This is a genomic window from Sphingomonas sp. SAFR-052 (genome assembly GCF_051965015.1).
Lineage (GTDB): Bacteria > Pseudomonadota > Alphaproteobacteria > Sphingomonadales > Sphingomonadaceae > Sphingomonas.
Window position 1 is genome coordinate 1 of the sequence record NZ_JBQCMO010000011.1, and the last position, 15,820, is coordinate 15,820.

13 protein-coding genes and 1 pseudogene are annotated in these 15,820 nt (G+C 61.9%); 5 read left to right on the forward strand and 9 right to left on the reverse strand.

Annotated elements, in window-relative coordinates; genetic code table 11:
* Positions 1 to 263: 263 nt before the first annotated feature.
* Positions 264 to 614 carry a hypothetical protein gene (locus tag ACTHQV_RS16465; RefSeq protein ID WP_440491823.1) on the forward strand — a complete coding sequence of 117 codons (351 nt, stop codon included), beginning with the start codon at positions 264 to 266 and terminating at the stop codon, positions 612 to 614.
* A gap of 11 nt (positions 615 to 625) precedes the next feature.
* A complete protein-coding gene (locus tag ACTHQV_RS16470) occupies positions 626 to 1,288 on the forward strand; it encodes a hypothetical protein (protein WP_440491824.1) in 663 nt (220 codons plus the stop codon).
* Positions 1,289 to 1,728: 440 nt separating this feature from the next.
* Here ACTHQV_RS16470 and ACTHQV_RS16475 read toward each other — a convergent pair.
* Positions 1,729 to 2,471, reverse strand: a pseudogene (locus tag ACTHQV_RS16475) (integrase core domain-containing protein).
* 427 nt (positions 2,472 to 2,898) lie between these two features.
* Here ACTHQV_RS16475 and ACTHQV_RS16480 point away from each other — a divergent pair.
* Together ACTHQV_RS16480 and ACTHQV_RS16485 are read left to right on the forward strand one after the other, a co-directional pair.
* Entirely contained in the window at positions 2,899 to 3,339 is a 441-nt protein-coding gene (locus ACTHQV_RS16480; RefSeq protein WP_440491825.1) for a DUF1772 domain-containing protein, read from the forward strand.
* A gap of 394 nt (positions 3,340 to 3,733) precedes the next feature.
* Positions 3,734 to 5,302, forward strand: a complete 1,569-nt coding sequence (locus ACTHQV_RS16485; RefSeq protein WP_440491826.1) for a carboxylesterase/lipase family protein — start codon at positions 3,734 to 3,736, stop codon at positions 5,300 to 5,302.
* Positions 5,303 to 5,393: 91 nt separating this feature from the next.
* Here ACTHQV_RS16485 and ACTHQV_RS16490 read toward each other — a convergent pair whose 3' ends face one another.
* The 8 genes from ACTHQV_RS16490 to ACTHQV_RS16525 all read right to left on the reverse strand — a co-directional run bounded on the left by ACTHQV_RS16490 (position 5,394) and on the right by ACTHQV_RS16525 (position 13,491).
* Positions 5,394 to 5,927 carry a flavodoxin gene (locus ACTHQV_RS16490; RefSeq protein ID WP_440491827.1) on the reverse strand — a complete coding sequence of 178 codons (534 nt, stop codon included), beginning with the start codon at positions 5,925 to 5,927 and terminating at the stop codon, positions 5,394 to 5,396.
* A 50-nt stretch (positions 5,928 to 5,977) separates the two neighbouring features.
* Positions 5,978 to 8,239, reverse strand: a complete 2,262-nt coding sequence (gene paoC, locus ACTHQV_RS16495) for an aldehyde oxidoreductase molybdenum-binding subunit PaoC (RefSeq protein WP_440491828.1) — start codon at positions 8,237 to 8,239, stop codon at positions 5,978 to 5,980.
* Positions 8,236 to 9,189 carry an FAD binding domain-containing protein gene (locus ACTHQV_RS16500; RefSeq protein WP_440491829.1) on the reverse strand — a complete coding sequence of 318 codons (954 nt, stop codon included), beginning with the start codon at positions 9,187 to 9,189 and terminating at the stop codon, positions 8,236 to 8,238. Before ACTHQV_RS16500 ends, paoC begins: the two co-directional genes overlap by 4 nt.
* The gene (paoA, locus tag ACTHQV_RS16505; RefSeq protein WP_440491830.1) at positions 9,186 to 9,809 is read right to left on the reverse strand and encodes an aldehyde dehydrogenase iron-sulfur subunit PaoA; all 624 of its coding nucleotides are present in this window, start codon (positions 9,807 to 9,809) and stop codon (positions 9,186 to 9,188) included. The genes ACTHQV_RS16500 and paoA overlap by 4 nt, the downstream gene beginning before the upstream one ends.
* Before the next feature lie 17 nt (positions 9,810 to 9,826).
* Positions 9,827 to 10,993: a (R)-mandelonitrile lyase gene (locus ACTHQV_RS16510; protein WP_440491831.1), complete on the reverse strand. Its 1,167-nt coding sequence runs from the start codon at positions 10,991 to 10,993 to the stop codon at positions 9,827 to 9,829.
* A 31-nt stretch (positions 10,994 to 11,024) separates the two neighbouring features.
* Positions 11,025 to 11,537: a nuclear transport factor 2 family protein gene (locus ACTHQV_RS16515; RefSeq protein WP_440491832.1), complete on the reverse strand. Its 513-nt coding sequence runs from the start codon at positions 11,535 to 11,537 to the stop codon at positions 11,025 to 11,027.
* A 92-nt stretch (positions 11,538 to 11,629) separates the two neighbouring features.
* Positions 11,630 to 12,487: an aldo/keto reductase gene (locus ACTHQV_RS16520; protein WP_440491833.1), complete on the reverse strand. Its 858-nt coding sequence runs from the start codon at positions 12,485 to 12,487 to the stop codon at positions 11,630 to 11,632.
* 20 nt (positions 12,488 to 12,507) lie between these two features.
* On the reverse strand, positions 12,508 to 13,491 hold the full coding sequence (locus tag ACTHQV_RS16525) for an aldo/keto reductase (protein ID WP_440491917.1): 984 nt from the start codon (positions 13,489 to 13,491) through the stop codon (positions 12,508 to 12,510).
* Between the two features lie 142 nt (positions 13,492 to 13,633).
* On the opposite strand from ACTHQV_RS16525, the gene ACTHQV_RS16530 reads away from it, so the two are divergent.
* Positions 13,634 to 14,527 (forward strand): LysR family transcriptional regulator, encoded by an 894-nt coding sequence (locus tag ACTHQV_RS16530; protein WP_440491834.1) that lies wholly within the window; start codon positions 13,634 to 13,636, stop codon positions 14,525 to 14,527.
* Positions 14,528 to 15,820 lie beyond the last annotated feature (1,293 nt).

The window sequence follows — 15,820 nt, forward strand, 5'->3', positions numbered from 1 at the left end:
ACCTGCTCCTTTCCCGTCACCGTTGACCGAAAAAGGATAGCCTCTCACCATCGCCTGGGCAGCAGCTAACCCACAAGTTTCCGCGCCTGTTCCAATTCAGGTTTCCAACGCCCGGCTCAGGGGGCCGGCGTCCCGTTCCACGGGGCGCCGCCGACTGACGGGGCCCCCCGCAACAGGAGGGCGACGATGGTTGGAAACCGAACGAACGACGCAGCTGAACCGTCCGCCGAAGCCGATCCTGTCGCGATCTGCGAGGCCTGACCATGCCGGTACAGGTCGTTCCATTCGTCCCGCTCTTCGTCCTAGGCGGCTTCTTCCTCATCGCTCCGGCAATGGTCGTGACGCTTTTCACGAACAGCGATCCTCTCGGCTTTGCGGTCTTCGTAGCGACGGCGATCGCGGCGCTCGTGCGCCCTGCCGCTTCATGGATACTCTTCGCGGTCCTGTGCTCGATGCGCACGGTGCCGTTCATCGTCGCCGCACTCACCGCAGTAGCCATGCGGATCGGTCTCGCCAAACAAGGTCTGCCGTACCTGATCGCATACGTGATCATCGGCGGGATCGCCCAGCTTCGTATCCGTTCGCTACGGCGATCGGGACAGATCGAGTTCTGAAAGGAGTAGCAATGATACATGCACTCGCAGTTGTCCTCGCCGCGGTCCAGTTAGTCCCGGCCCCCGAGACCGGCGTGAACTCCGTTGCAGCACAGACGATCAAGGGCAACCCCGTCACGTTCGACCTCGCCGGCTTCAGGCTCGGCATGACCGAAGCTGAAGCGGAAGACGTCCTTCGACGTCGGGGCATGACGGTTACGCGGCGCAGTCGTGGGCAGACTTTCGAAGATCGCGTTCGTAAGCTGGTAAACCTTCGAGGGGGGCGGCTTGGGTTGGCCGGCGGCAGCGTCCTGGCAACTGCCGACCTCGACGACGGAATGGGCGGCAAGATCTTCATCCGGATGCTGGCTTGGCCGGACGGGGCGCGTATCCGCGGCATCACCTATCTTCCGCCCGCGGGAACCGACGCTGCGGCATGGCGGTCGCTCCTCGTCACGAAATACGGTCGGCCGGCGCAGGACGTGGATACGATCGGCAGCGAAGGGTTGCACGCCGCGTGGTGCGGACAGCCGTCTTGCTTCGGCGAAGGTCGGCTGTTCCGTCTTTCGGCGAGCGTCAGCGCGAAGGGCGGCCAGATAACGTTGGCGCAGCCGGAGGGTACAGCTAGCAACCTGACCGCGCTGGTCGAGGTTGAAGCGTCGAAGCATCGGCTGCCGGGCAGACCTGCGCTGTAGCCGATCGACGGGCGTTTTCTGTCGCGCCGCTGCTACCGTCTCCCTACCGCCGCCTCGTCGGCAGGCACCGTCGGGTATGGGGAATGAACCGTTCTGTCGGCCTGACGGCACAACTGATCAAAACGACGCAAATGTTTGTCTGAAGGTCCGTTTCGACCACGCGGACGGCTAGCAGGCATGAGGGAAAGAGGACGTAAGGACAGTAAGCGACCGGACGAAATTGAGCATACCGTTTTCCATAAGATCAACCGAACGTTCCGATATTCGACTGACTACTAGTTGTAAGGGCTTGCAAGCGTAGTGCGTCTGCTCATCAACAGAACGATTACCTGCTCAAGCTATCTGCCACTCGCGCTTGGCACCGCACTCGAATCAGCTGCCAATGTGCTCGCCGTCATCCGCCGCTGCTCACAGACGACGCGCCGCACTCATGCTCTTTGCTAGGTGTTCAGTCCTGGCATCTGGTGGATCGGGTTGACGATGAACCGATCTGGCTCTGACGTACAGATCTTGGCGATGCATTCGTAGGGCGTGAGACCGCTGAGCGTCTTGAGCCGACGGGCAAAGTTGTACGCGGCCACGAAGTCGGCGAGGTGTGTCCGCAGTTGGTCGTGGCTCCCGTAATGGAAGCGTTTGACTGTCGCTTCCTTGATCGTCCGGTCCATTCGCTCGACCTGACCGTTCGTCCACGGGTGGTTTGGTTTCGTGAGCCGGTGCTCGATGTCGTTTGCCTCGCAGATCATGTCGAAGCGCATTTGGCGAGACTAGGCGGTGTTCCGGTTGCGGGGCTGCTCGGCGAACTGGATGCCATTGTCGGTCAAGATGGTGTGGATACGGTAGGGGACGGCTGTCAGCAGGTGCTCGAGGAACTCCCATGCCGTCCGGCCATCAGCTTATCGACCAGCTGAGTGACTGCGAACTTGCTGGTGCGATCGATGCCGACGAACAGGTAGAGCTTGCCTTCGGCGGTCTGTACCTCGGCAATATCGATGTGGGAGGAGCCGATCAGGTAGCGCGTGAAGCGCTGCCGCTTTGACTTGTCACCCTCAATGTCCGGCAGGCGCGGGATGCCGTGTCGTTGCAGCCCTGAGCGCGTCAGATGCGCGAGCGAAGCTTGCGATCGCTGTATTGCTGCTCGGACGGCGTGGGTGGTCGTCGCGCATCCATGACGTACCTGTCCCATGCGGCTTCCTTCCATTCCAACGAAAGGATCGCAGATCAAACCGTGGGATCAAACACCTAACAGCTTCGACCGTCAACAAGAGGTCGATCACGCAGCCATAGGTTGTCCCGTTTGCCCATCTGCGCCCGGCAGGTTTGGGAAAGTCAATTGGGAACACAATTTGGAAAAATCGCCCTCGTTGTCATCGAGTGCACTTTGCCGCCGTCAGCCGTCCCACGCGACCTTCCCAATCGGGAAGGATTACATGCGACGTACGCTTGCAGTTTTGCCGATGCCACGTCATGTTGACGTTCCGAAAATAGAGTAGCAGGTCGGTAGCTCCGGCGCCCGTCTAACGGGTTCTTCCCAGCCACGGCGTTGACCCAATACGTTGGTAAGACGCTGGCTATGGGGTTCGCGTCTTCCCGGCTGATGCCGAGGAATGCTCATGAATATCATCGCCATCGTCGCCTTGACTTGCGCGGCTCTGTTCACCGGCGCGGCCGGATACATCACGCTGGTCGAGCATCCGACTCGGCTCCAGCTCGCGGATGGCCCCCTGCTCGCGCAATGGAAACCGAGCTATGACAGGGCGCTGCCGATACAGTCGGGCTTGGCCATTGCCGGCGGGCTTAGCGGCATGGGTGCCTGGTATCTGTCGGGCACTCTGCTCTGGGTATTTGGGAGCCTTGTACTGCTCGCCAACTGGCCGTTCACGCTTCTTGCGATCATGCCGACTAACAAGCAGCTCAAGATGATCGGACTAGAAGAAGCGGGGCCAGCGAGCTTGTCGCTGTTGGTGTCGTGGGGAAAGCTGCACTCCGTCAGGAGTGTGCTGGGCGTAGCATCGACGGTGTTATTTGCAGGAGCGTTTGCCGTGACGCCATAACCGGGCTGTCCCGATCGACCATCATTTGCGGGAACGGGGCGGCTTAGTGTCGACTGACCGGTGCGTGCAGCATGGACAAGGGCCACTCCGAATTTGCTCATGTACCTGTCCGTTGAAATCGGCAGGGTATTTAGCGGCTTTGGGTCATTGGGGCTATGACATCACGTCATGATTAGGCTAATTGACTAACCGTTCGATCCAATATTGAATGTGAGGCAAGATAATGCCGCAAACCGCATCATGCAAAGGCAGACATCCTATATACCTTTGAAATCCATATGCTTCGGATTGAATGATCCAGCGGCAGGGAATTTAGAAAAATGGTAGTTCTACGAGCTAGGCGCGGTCCGTAATAAGGAACATTGGCGTGTACAATCGATCATTATTCTTGTCGATGGTTCTTGCCGTACTTCCCGGATCGCCAGCAATGGCACAAACGGTGTCGGTTTCGGACGGCATCTTGCGTGGCGCAATCGAAGATGGCGTTGCGAGTTTCAAGGGTATTCCCTTCGCGGCTCCGCCCGTAGGGCCGCTCCGCTGGCGCGCGCCGCAACCAGCCAAGGCTTGGTCCGGGGAGCGCGATGCGACCCAATTCGCCGCGGATTGTGCGCAGCCGGGTGGATTTCCCAACGGGGCGGCCGAGAGGCCGAAGTCGGAAGATTGCCTGTATCTCAACGTCTGGCGGCCAGCGGATGCGAAGAGCGGCGCCAAGCTACCAGTCATGGTCTGGATATATGGCGGGGCATTCCTATTCGGGAGCGGTGCGGACCCTACCTATTCGGGGACGCAGTTTGCCAAGCAGGGTGTGATCCTGGTGACGCTCAACTATCGCGTGGGGCGGTTCGGCTTCTTTGCATTCCCCGCCCTCAGCAAGGAGAATCCTGCCGAACCAAAAGGCAATTACGCCTATATGGACCAGATCACCGCTCTGAAGTGGGTCAAAGGCAACATCGCGGCATTCGGTGGTGATCCAGGAAACGTAACCATTTTCGGAGAATCCGCCGGCGGCGTCTCCGTACATTCGCTTCTTACCTCTCCTGAAGCGCGGGGGCTGTTCCACAAGGCGATCATCGAGTCCGGCGGTGGCCGCGACGGGACGCTGACCGGGCGACCATTGAACCGCGACAATTTCGACCGGCATTATCCTGTCTCGGCCGAAACCATCGGCATCAATTTTGCGCGTCGGCACAAGGTTACCGGCACTGACGACGCTGCGCTGACGAAGCTGCGTTCGCTATCTACCGAGCAGGTCGTTGACGGCGGCCAGCAAACGGATGGAGAGGGCGGACCGCCGACATACCCCGGCCCGATCGTGGATGGTCGTGTCGTCTTGGAAACGGCCGAACAGGCATACAGGGCAGGTCGCCAGGCGCGGGTTCCGTTGATGATTGGCTCGAACAGCGCCGAGGTGGGCGGAGGTTTTCTGCGCGCTGATACGAAGGCCATGCTTTTCGATGGGTTCGGCAAGGGCAAGGACGCTGCCATTGCTGCCTATGATCCGGACGGCACACGCCCGCTCGCCGACCTTGTGACGATGGTGACTACGGACCGCATTTGGGCAGAGCCGGCCCGCTTTACGGCTCGTGCATTCACCGCGAAGGGTGTCCCTGCGTTCACCTACCGCTTCTCCTATGTCGCGGAGGCCATGCGGGACCGCTTGAAGCAGGGTGCGACGCACGCATCCGAGATCAATTACGTGTTCGATACCGTCAAGGACCGTTACCAAGGCCAGCTCACGCCGACCGATGCAGCGGTCGCACGGATGATGAACTCATACTGGGCCAATTTTGCGAAGACGGGTAATCCGAACGGCCCAAAGCTGTCGAGGTGGCCTCGCTACGAGCCGACCTCGGATGCCATTCTGGATTTCCGTCCTGACGGCACCGCAATTGGTGGTCCTGATCCGCATAGGGCAAGACTGGATGCCACGGAGCAGGCGGAAGGAGCGGTCGTCCCCCGTTAATGGGCTCACGTACCAGACCGGATCAGGTCAGGACGCTGCCGCCTCGTACTTGATGCGGCAGCGGTCGATGTCGTCAGCATCGAAAATTTCGCTAATTCTCGATCCGGCCGAGCCAATCGCGAACCTGATTGAGCGTGCGTCGTTCCTGGTCCGCTTCCATCACGAAGGGTTCCTCGATCGCGGCGCCGCTGGCGTGGGATGCCAGCACGGCCGGACTGTTGCCAACACCATACCCGCCGTGGGTGATGAACGGGCGAAGCGCTATCCCGCGTAGATCGTGAGCCTTCAGGAATGAGCGGATCGGTGGAGGTGCCGTCTCCCCCCAGACAGGGAATCCGAGAAAGACGGTGCCATAGGCGGCGATGTTGTCGACCTTACCCGCCAGTAGAGGTTCGAACCCACTGTCACGCTCGCGCGTGGCCTGCGCGACATGCTGCTCATAATCTTCGGGATAGGGACGCGCGGGACGGATTTCGAACAGGTCAGCGCCCAAGGCTCGCTGTAATGTTCCCGCGATCACGCGGGTATTGCCCGAGCGGGTGAGATACGCGACCAGGGTTTTGCCGGAGGGCGTGCCGGGCTGCTCCGGTTCCCCGGCACATGCCGTGCCGGCCAGCGACAGCATCGCAGGTGTCGCCAGCACGGCACGTCGAGAAAACCGCCCCGTACCCTGCATCACACGATCTCCGGCAGCTTCGCCAGATGCTTGTCGAGCGTGATCGGATACTCCCGTATCCGCACCCCGGTCGCGTTGTAGACCGCGTTGGCGATGGCGGGGGCGACCCCGGAAATACCAAGCTCGCCCACGCCCTTCGCCTTCACCGGCGACATGGTGGGATCGGTTTCCTCTAGGAAAATCACCTCCTGATGGGGGATATCGGCATGGACTGGCACTTCGTATCCGGCGAGGTCGTGATTGACGAAGAAGCCGAAGCGCTTGTCGACCGCCAGCTCTTCCATCAGCGCCGCGCCCGCACCGCCGACCATGCCGCCGATCACCTGGCTGCGGGCGGTGATGGGGTTGAGGATGCGTCCGGCCGCGCAGACGGCGAGCATCCGCCGGATGCGAATTTCGCCGGTATAGGCATCGACCGCGACTTCGCAGAAATGGGCACCGAAGGTCTGCTGCTCGAACCGCTTCGACAGGTCGCCATATTCCATCTTGTCTTCGGCCGTGATCGCACCGTCCTTCGCCGCCTGGGCGAGCGGCGCCCGCCGATTACCGACACGGACCTCGCCGTCGATGAACTCGGCATCGGCAGAGTTGAACCCGAACTTCGTTGCCACCGCCTCGCGCAGCCTGACGCACGCGGCGTAGGCCCCTGCCGTCGCAGATGCGGCACCACCCTGTCCGCCGCCCCCGAAGGCTTCGGGATAATTCGAGTCCGCGAGCTTCACCACGACGCGATCGAGCGGCAGGCCCATCATCTCTGCGACCGTCTGGCCGATGATGGTGTAGCTGCCCGTTCCCATGTCGGTCATGTTGCTCTCCACGGTTACGATCCCCTTGCCGTCGAGCGTGACACGTCCGCCCGCCGGAATGATCGGGGCGCCGCGAATAGCGGATGCCATCCCCATGCCGATCAGCCACCGGCCCTCACGACGACTGCCGGGCATGGAGCTTCGCTCCTTCCAACCGAAGCGCTCGGCACCGGTGCGCAGGCACGGGATGAACTGCCGTATCGAGAAGGGACGCGGCCCTTGCTCCTCCTTGCCCTGATTACCGCTCGCCGATTGCGGATCAGTCGAAGCCCCACGGCCGGGGTCCGCGCCCGGTACGACCTGCGTATCGTTGATGACGCGCAGCTCCACCGGATCCATCCCCAGCTTCTCGGCCAGCTCGTCCATCGCCACTTCGAGTGCCATCAGGCCCGACGCCTCGCCCGGTGCGCGCATCGCGTTGCCTTCGGGCAAGTCGAGCGTCGCAAGCCGGGTCAGATTCAGACGGTTGGCCCCTGCATAGAGCAACTGCGTCTGTGCAGCCGCGATTTCCGGGCCGCCTCCCGGCAGATTGCCCGACAGCGTTTCGTGGCCGACCGCGACCAGCTTGCCGTCGCGACCCGCAGCCAGACGGACCCGCTGGATCGTGGCGGGGCGATGCGTCGTGTTGTTCGGCATGAGCGGACGCGGCAACGTCACCTTGACCGCCCGGCCGACCGCGCGAGCGCCCAACGCCGCGAGGATCGCGTCCGAACAGACGCTACCCTTTCCGCCGAAGCCGCCGCCAATGTAGGTCGCGACGACGCGGATCTTGTCCTGCGGGATGCGGAGCTTGTTGCCTAGGTCGCGCCGCGCCCATCCCACGATCTGCTGCGCGGACCATATTGTAAGGTGGTCACCATCCCAGTGCGCGATCGTGGCGTGCGGCTCGAGCATCATGTGGCTGTGGTCGGGGGTGGTGTAGGTCCCGTCGACCTTCACCGGGGCCGACGCGAATGCCGCGTCGAAGTCGCCGATGCGAACGTCGGGCTGACGCTGATGCGGCTTTGCGCCAGCCCGCGCAGCGGCAAGATCGAACGCACCCTGTCCGCGCGCATAATCGACGCGGATCAGTGATGCGGCATGGCGCGCCTGCTCGAACGTCTCGGCGACGACCAGGGCGATTGCCTGATGGTAATGCTCGATCTCCGGCCCCGCGAGGGGCTTGGCGACGTAGAACCCCTGCTTCTTGATCGGGCCGGCATTATCGGCCGTCACGATCGCGAGGACACCCGGCGCGGCCTTGGCCTCGCGCACGTCCATCGACGATATGCGGCCCTTGGCAATGCCCGAGCCGACGACATAGCCATAGGCGGCATTCGGCGCGGCCTCATGGTTCTCATAGGAATAGACCGCGCGCCCGGTCGTCTTCAGCGGTCCCTCAATGCGCGGGTGCGGCTTGCCGACGACCGTTTCCCGGTCGATCGGGTTGATGCCTGCTGGCGTGTCGAACTTCATGCAGACTTGCCCTCCGCGATGGTGGCTGAAAGCGCCCGGGTCGCGAGCGGTATCTTGAACGCATTGTCCTCTGTCGGTCGGGCGTTCGCGAAGGCCCTGGCCGTCACGGCAGCGGCCCCCTGGGTCATCACGGCATCCGCCGCTTCGACCCGCCACGGCTTGTGCGCGACCCCGCCGAACGCCACGCGGCCACTTCCGTCCTTCTGGATGACGGCCGCGACCGAGACGAGCGCGAAGGCATAGGATGCCCTGTCGCGAACCTTCTCATAGTGGTGCATGCCGCCAAGCGGCCGGGGCAGCGTCACCGCCGTAATCAGCTCGCCGGCTTCAAGGTTGTTGTCGAGGTGGGGCTTGTCGCCGGGCAGACGGTGGAAATCGGCGATCGGGATAGCGCGGGTCGTGCCATTCGCCTTGACCGTCTCCACGGTCGCATCCAGCACGCGCATCGCCACGGCCATATCGCCGGGATAGGTGGCAATACACTGGTCGCTCGAACCGATCACAGCGAGCTGACGCGAATAGCCGCCGATCGCAGCGCAGCCCGACCCCGGCTTGCGCTTGTTGCAGGGCATGTTGGGGTCATAGAAATAGGGACAGCGGGTCCGCTGAAGCAGGTTGCCCGCCGTAGTCGCCTTGTTGCGAAGCTGACCGGAGGCGCCTGCCACGATCGCGCGGGTCAACACGCCATAGTCGCGACGGACGCGGGTGTCGGCAGCGAGCGCAGTGTTCGTGACCAGCGCGCCGATCCGCAAACCGCCATCATTTGTCGGCTCGATCCGATCGAGCTTCAAGTCCTGGACGTCGACCAGATGCCGGGGCGTCTCGATTTCCAGCTTCATCAGGTCGAGCAGGTTGGTGCCCCCGGCAAGGAACTTCGCTCCGGGCTGACGGGCAACAGCGGCAGCGGCTTCCGCCGGCGTCGATGCGCGCTCATAGGTGAAGGGCTTCATGCCTTTGCTCCTGCGACTTCCGCCATCGCCTCGGCGATGTTGGAATAGGCGCCGCAACGGCAGATGTTGCCGCTCATCCGTTCGCGCATTTCGATGTTGGTCGGCTGCGGCCGCGCAGAAAGATCGGCCTGGACATGGCTCGGCACGCCGCGCTTGATCTCGTCCAGCACCGCGACGGCTGAACAAATCTGGCCGGGCGTGCAATAGCCGCACTGATAGCCATCATGACGGACGAACGCGGCCTGCATGGGATGGAGCTTGTCGGGTGTGCCCAACCCTTCGATCGTCTTCACCTCGTCGCCCTGATGCTGGACGGCGAGGCTCAGGCAGGAATTGATCCGCTCCCCGTTGACGATGACGGTGCAAGCTCCGCACTGCCCGTGATCGCAGCCCTTCTTCGTGCCGGTGAGCTTCAGATGCTCGCGCAGCGCATCAAGCAGCGTCGTGCGCGTGTCGAGGGTGAGGTCACGACGCTTGCCGTTGACCGTGAGCGATACCGGCATGGTCGCGGGCGCAGCCGCTTTTGCGGGCTGTGCTTCCACTTGGCGGCCCGCTGCCAGCGCAGCCGCTGCGGCGCTGCCGGCGAGAACACCTCGCCTCGACATCTCCATCTCGCTCATTATCGCCGTCTCTCCCGTTACAGCTTGTTGTATAAGTCGTCGGCGACCGGCTCGAGCCACGTCACGGACGTACCGTCGAGCGCTTCCGACACCGCCACATGGGTCAACGCGCTATCGCGAGCCGCACCATGCCAGTGTTTGACGCCCGGCGAGATAAAAACGGTGTCGCCGGTCGCGATCGGCTTCGCAGCCTCGCCGTCGACCTGGACCCATCCTTGTCCAGCGGTGACGATCAGCAACTGTCCCAACGGATGCGTGTGCCAGTTCGTATGCGCGCCCGGTTGGAACGTCACCGTCGCACCACCAAGGCGCGCATCGCCGGTGCCTTTGAAGGGCGATGCGACCGACACGCTGCCGGTGAAATAGTCGGCGGGACCGGACTTCGGCTCCTGACCGGGATGGATGACCTGAACCTCTGACATGGCGGAAACCTCTTGTCTGGCGAATACCTTGCTCGCGACGCCGATCGCGGCGTTCGCCTTCGGCCACCCTGCGTAGAAAGCGAGATGGGTCAGTGCCTCAACGATCTGCGGCTGTGTCAGCCCGTTTTCGAGGCCATATTGGACATGGAAGGCAAGCTGGTCGCCATCACCGCCTGCGGAAAGCGCGGCGATGGTGACGAGGCTGCGGTCGCGGGGCGACAAGTCTGTGCGTCGCCACAAGTCGGCGAACACGACGTCGTTGGTAAGCTGCGCGAGCTTGGGTGCGATCGGAGCGAGCGTTCTGTCGACGATCGCAGCACGCGCGGGATCGGAGCCGGGGAGCGGCGCGGTGGCCGGAGGCATTGTGCCAAGCGGTTTCAGATCGACATGGCGTGCGGCAAATACCTTCTCGACCTCGTTCAAGGCCGAGACGGCGTTCGGCCACCCGGTATAGAAGGCGAGCTGCGTTACCATGCCGGCGACCTCGGACGGCTTGATGCCGTTATCGAGGCCACGACCAAGATGGCTAGTCATCTGCGCGGTCTTGCCGGTTGCGATCAGCACCGACAGGGTGACGATGCTGCGGTCACGGGCGCTAAGTTCGGGACGCACCCACACGTCGCCGAACAGCACCCGGTCCGTATAGCCAGCCAATGCCGGCGCGATTGCCTGCATGTTCCTGGGGGCAACTGACGGACGCTCCTGTGCCTCGACCGGCACGGCCATCGCCAGCGCGGCAGCGGTTGCAGAAGCGACTTTCATCGTCTCGTCTCCCATCTGATCCCGGTCGGGATTATTCGCTGCCAGCGCTCGCCTTCACCGGCCGAACGAGGCGCGAGAAGGTGAGCTGGGACAGGCGCCACTTGCCAGCCTGCTTGTTGTAAACTTCCGTGACCATGAAGGGATTGGTGACGGTTCGACCGCCGACCACGGCCTCCAGGTCGAGATCTTCCAGCACGATCGCGGTGTTGCCGAACACCCGCACATCGACCGCGTAGATCGACGCCTTCTTGTACCAGATGCCACCGCTTTGGATGGTGGCGAGTTCCTGGGTCTTTCCCCACGTTCCGCCCATGTGGGTGAACATGGCCCGGTCGTCGAAGAGGGTCGCGAGGGCGTCGACCTTCTTGTCCGCCATCCAATCCCATTTGGTCTTCGACAGGTCGATGACCTGCTGCTCGGTCGGGGTATGCGTGGCGGCCGTCTTGATCGTTTCCGTGGGTGGTGCCGGCGTTTGTTGCGCAAGCAACGGCTGAATGGGCAGCAACGACAAAGCGACGGCAGCTATCAGAGGGAGCCGCTTCATTCCCTGGGTCGATCGTGTGTCCATCGCAACTGCTCCCGCACGAGGTTGAAAGGGGGCAGGCCGATGCCGGAACATCGGCCTGGAATTGACGATTAGAGCTTCCGTTCGCCGAGCCACTTCACCATCGCCGGATCGCGGTGGTCGAAGAAGCTGCTGGCGTTCTGATCGAGCTTGGCGATGGCATCGAGGTCGCCGGCGTCGAGGTCGAAATCGAAGATGTCGAAATTCTGCGCCATGCGCTCCTTGCGCACCGATTTGGGGATCGCGACGATGCCCCGATCGGTCAGCCAGCGAAGCACGACCTGGGCGATGCTCTTCCCGTGCTTGTCGGCGATCGGCTGCAACACCTCGTTCGTGAACAGGCCGTTCTTGCCTTCCGCGAACGGTCCCCACGCCTCTGGCTGGACGCCGTATTCCTCAAGGGTCTTCACCGCATCGGTCTGCTGGTGAAAAGGATGGATCTCGATCTGATTGACCGCCGGCTTCACCTCGTTGTGCAGCACGAAGTCGACGAGACGATCGGGGTAGAAATTGCTGATGCCGATCGCACGGATGCGTCCGGCCTTGTGCAGCTCCTCCATCGCGCGCCACGCGCCATACACATCACCGTAGGGCTGATGGATCAGCCACAGGTCGAGATAGTCCAACCCGAGCTTGTTGATCGACCGCTCGAACGCGGCCTTGGCCCCCTCGTAGCTGGCATCCTGCACCCAGAGCTTGGTGGTGACGAACAGCTCGCTCCGGTCAATGCCGTGGCTTTTGATGGCGGCGCCGACCGCCTCTTCGTTGCCGTAGGATGCGGCGGTATCGAGCAGGCGATAACCGACGTCGATCGCATCGCGGACGCTACGCTCGCATTCTGCGGGATCAGGCACCTGGAACACGCCGAAGCCGAGGATCGGCATGGCAACGCCGTTGTTGAGGGTGACGGTCGGAACGGTGGTGGTCATGGGCGTGGTCCTTGTCCGGTTCAGCGATTCACGAACTGCTGGTGCGAAGCCGCGTAGCGCTCGCCATGAACTTCGATCCCCGACAGGGCGTCGGCGATGCGCGTCAGGTCCTGATCGGTCAGCGCCAGATCGGCACCTCCCAAGTTCTCCTCTAGCCGGTGGAGCTTGGTCGTGCCGGGGATCGGCACAATCCACGGCCGCTGCGCGAGCAGCCATGCAAGCGCGACCTGCGCGGGCGTGGCCCCCTTCTCGCTGGCGATCGTCGTGACCAGATCGACCAGCGCCTGGTTCGCCGCCATCGCATCCGCCTGGAAGCGCGGCACGGTGCTGCGGAAGTCATCGGCCGCAAACGTGGTGTCGGCCTTCAGCTTGCCGGTCAGGAAGCCCTTGCCGAGTGGTGCGAACGGGACGAAGCCGATACCCAGCTCTTCCAGAAGCGGCAGGATCGTTGCTTCCGGCTCGCGCCAGAACATCGAATATTCGCTCTGAAGCGCCGCTACGGGCTGCACCGCGTGGGCGCGACGGATAGCGTCCGGTCCGGCTTCCGACAGGCCGAAATGCTTGACCTTGCCTTCCGCGATCAGGTCGCGGACCGTGCCCGCCACGTCCTCGATCGGCACATTCGGGTCGACGCGGTGCTGATAGAAAAGGTCGATGCAATCGGTACGCAGCCGGGACAACGCCTCGTCCGCGACCTGCCGGATACGCTCGGGACGGCTGTTCAAGCCATCGCTCGGGCGGCCGTTCTCGAACCCGAATTTGGTGGCGATCACCACCTGATCGCGAACCGGCGCCAGTGCTTCGCCGACGACCTCTTCATTGTCCCCCGGCCCATAGGCTTCGGCCGTGTCGAAGAAGGTAACGCCGCGATCGTGCGCCGCGCGGAGCAGCGAAACCGCCTCCGTGCGATCGGTAGCGGGACCGTAGCCATAGCTTAGCCCCATGCACCCAAGCCCAAGGGCCGATACCTCAAGGCCGCTGCGGCCCAGTACGCGCTTCTGCATCATCAAAATCCTCGGTCGGCCCGATGGTCACACGCCGGGCCACGATGATTGCAATGTAACTCGAAGCGGTTCTGGGGATTAGACAGGGTAAATCGCTTGGGTCTATGACACGATGTCATGAAACCCTTGGTGGCACCCCGACATGCGACGTGAAGAGCTGGGCAACTTGGCTATGTTTTTAGCCGTCGCCGAAGAGCGCAGCTTCACTAAAGCGGCGGCAAAACTCGGCATTTCGCAGTCGGCGCTCAGTCATACGATGCGCCGCCTGGAAGCAAAGCTGGGGCTGCGATTGCTGACCCGGACGACGAGGAGTGTCGCTCCTACCGAAGCAGGTGAGCGTCTGATCGCAACGTTGCGACCTGCCCTGGAGGAAATTGATGCCAAGCTGGCATCGCTGACCGAGCTTCGCGAGCGTCCTGCCGGCACCGTCAGGATCACATCCAGCGCTCACGCGGCGCGAGCGGTGCTTTGGCCGGTCATCGATCGACTGACCGCTGAAAATCCTGATATCAATGTTGAGGTGAGTATCGAGAGTGGGCTTGTCGATATTGTCAGCGGCAGGTTCGACGCGGGCGTTCGGCTAGGCGAACGACTGGATCAGGATATGATCGCGGTGCCTATCAGCCCAAAGCTGCGCATGGCTGCGTTTGCGGCACCGGGCTATCTGGAACGGCACGGGACGCCTCAGACCCCCTACGATCTGGCAAAGCACAACTGCATCAGCCTCCGAATGGCGACTTCGGGCGGTTTATACGCCTGGGAGTTCGAGCGTGATGGAAAGGAGCTGAAGGTCAAAACGGAAGGCCAGCTCGTATTCAATGATGCTGACATGATCGTCGCTGCTGCGTTGGCTGGCCGCGGTATCGCGTTCACAGTCGAGGGCCATGTTGACCGCCACTTTGCCTCTGGCGCCCTTGTGAGAGTGCTGGAGGATTGGTGCGAGCCGTTTGATGGCTACTACCTCTATTATCCCAGCCGACGACAGCCCTCGCCCGCATTTAGCTTGGTACTGGAAGCGCTACGTTATCGGACCTGAAGCGGTGCAATACTGAGCGGTTCAGAACCCTTGGTGGCCCTGAAACCTAACGAGGAATTGGTAACGAGACATTCGGATTATTCCCTTTCCCGATCCAAAACGGGACGATCGGGGCCAGCGCGCTTAGACTGATCTAGTCGTAAGCCTATATCTATGCCGTTCTATGTGCCGTTCGCTGTTAGCAGAAACCTTCCTTTCTAAAGATTTTCTCGGCGGGAGGTGACAGCAACGCATTTCTACGGCCCGCCGCATATTAGAACTGTTCTGAAAACCTGCTTCGCAAAAATGCTTGGCGGCGACGAGTTTGGAGAGGCCACTGCCAGGGAGCGCCAACACGACGCCCCGTTTGCGAGCAGCGCCTGATGATGGCGCGGACATTGGCAGCGAATTTGAGCACGGTGTCACGCGCCAGTAGCAGATAGCGTGCGCAGGAAACCTGACGGTTTGCGAACACACGCCGATATGATTGCAAGCGCCTACAACTAGTCGTTGATCCGACGGGACGTAGGTCGCAACCCGGCTGGAGCCGGGGGAAGCGTCAGTTGGCTATACCTGCCTACCATTCCATCGGATAGCGAACTTGGAGGATTGCAGCGTTGTTTCCTGTGAAGAAGACACTGATGCATTCGGAAACCGCGTTATTGCACCCCCTGCTGACTTGACCCACGTTCGCGTCACTGCTGAGGCCGACGGCGCGCGGCGGCATCGTTTGCAGCTGCACGCTTCAAGACCATGCCGGTCAGCGTTAGGGACGGGCTCATCAAGCTGATAGAAGGTCCGTATCGGATCTAGTATGCACACATGTGCATAAACAGAGGCACCAGTTCCGCGCTCGCGACATGCACATGTGTGCATAAACGCCGGAATTATGCACACATGTGCATAGCCAAGGCTGGCACCCCCCGCACGCGACATGCACACATGTGCATAAACAGCCGAATTATGCACACATGTGCATAACCAGGGCTGCCAGTTCCGAGTACGCTACATGCACACATGTGCATAAAGGCTCTATCTATGCACATGTGTGCATCCGTATCGCCGGCGACTCGGGATTTGTGACATGCACATGTGTGCATAATCGATCTTTTTATGCACATGTGTGCATATCGATCGACACGAGTACGGACGACAGCAAAACGAGGCTACGCCCAACAATGGCAGGAATCAGCCGTTTTTCCGCTATTGACGTAGTTTCAATTCTGCGTATACGCGCACGTTCCCGTGCGCACGAGCGCTCACGCGCGCGCGGATCTCTCTAATCTCTAACGTTCTTAGATAAGAGAGATGAGA

Excerpts from the sequence above, each read along its gene's own strand:
- ACTHQV_RS16480 (WP_440491825.1), top strand. The coding sequence starts at position 2,899 with ATGAATATCATCGCCATCGTCGCCTTGACTTGCGCGGCTCTGTTCACC.
- ACTHQV_RS16470 (WP_440491824.1), top strand. The coding sequence starts at position 626 with ATGATACATGCACTCGCAGTTGTCCTCGCCGCGGTCCAGTTAGTCCCG.
- ACTHQV_RS16485 (WP_440491826.1), top strand. The coding sequence starts at position 3,734 with ATGGTTCTTGCCGTACTTCCCGGATCGCCAGCAATGGCACAAACGGTG.
- paoC (WP_440491828.1), bottom strand. The coding sequence starts at position 8,239 with ATGAAGTTCGACACGCCAGCAGGCATCAACCCGATCGACCGGGAAACG.
- paoA (WP_440491830.1), bottom strand. The coding sequence starts at position 9,809 with ATGAGCGAGATGGAGATGTCGAGGCGAGGTGTTCTCGCCGGCAGCGCC.
- ACTHQV_RS16465 (WP_440491823.1), top strand. The coding sequence starts at position 264 with ATGCCGGTACAGGTCGTTCCATTCGTCCCGCTCTTCGTCCTAGGCGGC.
- ACTHQV_RS16520 (WP_440491833.1), bottom strand. The coding sequence starts at position 12,487 with ATGACCACCACCGTTCCGACCGTCACCCTCAACAACGGCGTTGCCATG.
- ACTHQV_RS16510 (WP_440491831.1), bottom strand. The coding sequence starts at position 10,993 with ATGAAAGTCGCTTCTGCAACCGCTGCCGCGCTGGCGATGGCCGTGCCG.
- ACTHQV_RS16515 (WP_440491832.1), bottom strand. The coding sequence starts at position 11,537 with ATGAAGCGGCTCCCTCTGATAGCTGCCGTCGCTTTGTCGTTGCTGCCC.
- ACTHQV_RS16530 (WP_440491834.1), top strand. The coding sequence starts at position 13,634 with ATGCGACGTGAAGAGCTGGGCAACTTGGCTATGTTTTTAGCCGTCGCC.
- ACTHQV_RS16490 (WP_440491827.1), bottom strand. The coding sequence starts at position 5,927 with ATGCTGTCGCTGGCCGGCACGGCATGTGCCGGGGAACCGGAGCAGCCC.
- ACTHQV_RS16500 (WP_440491829.1), bottom strand. The coding sequence starts at position 9,189 with ATGAAGCCCTTCACCTATGAGCGCGCATCGACGCCGGCGGAAGCCGCT.
- ACTHQV_RS16525 (WP_440491917.1), bottom strand. The coding sequence starts at position 13,491 with ATGCAGAAGCGCGTACTGGGCCGCAGCGGCCTTGAGGTATCGGCCCTT.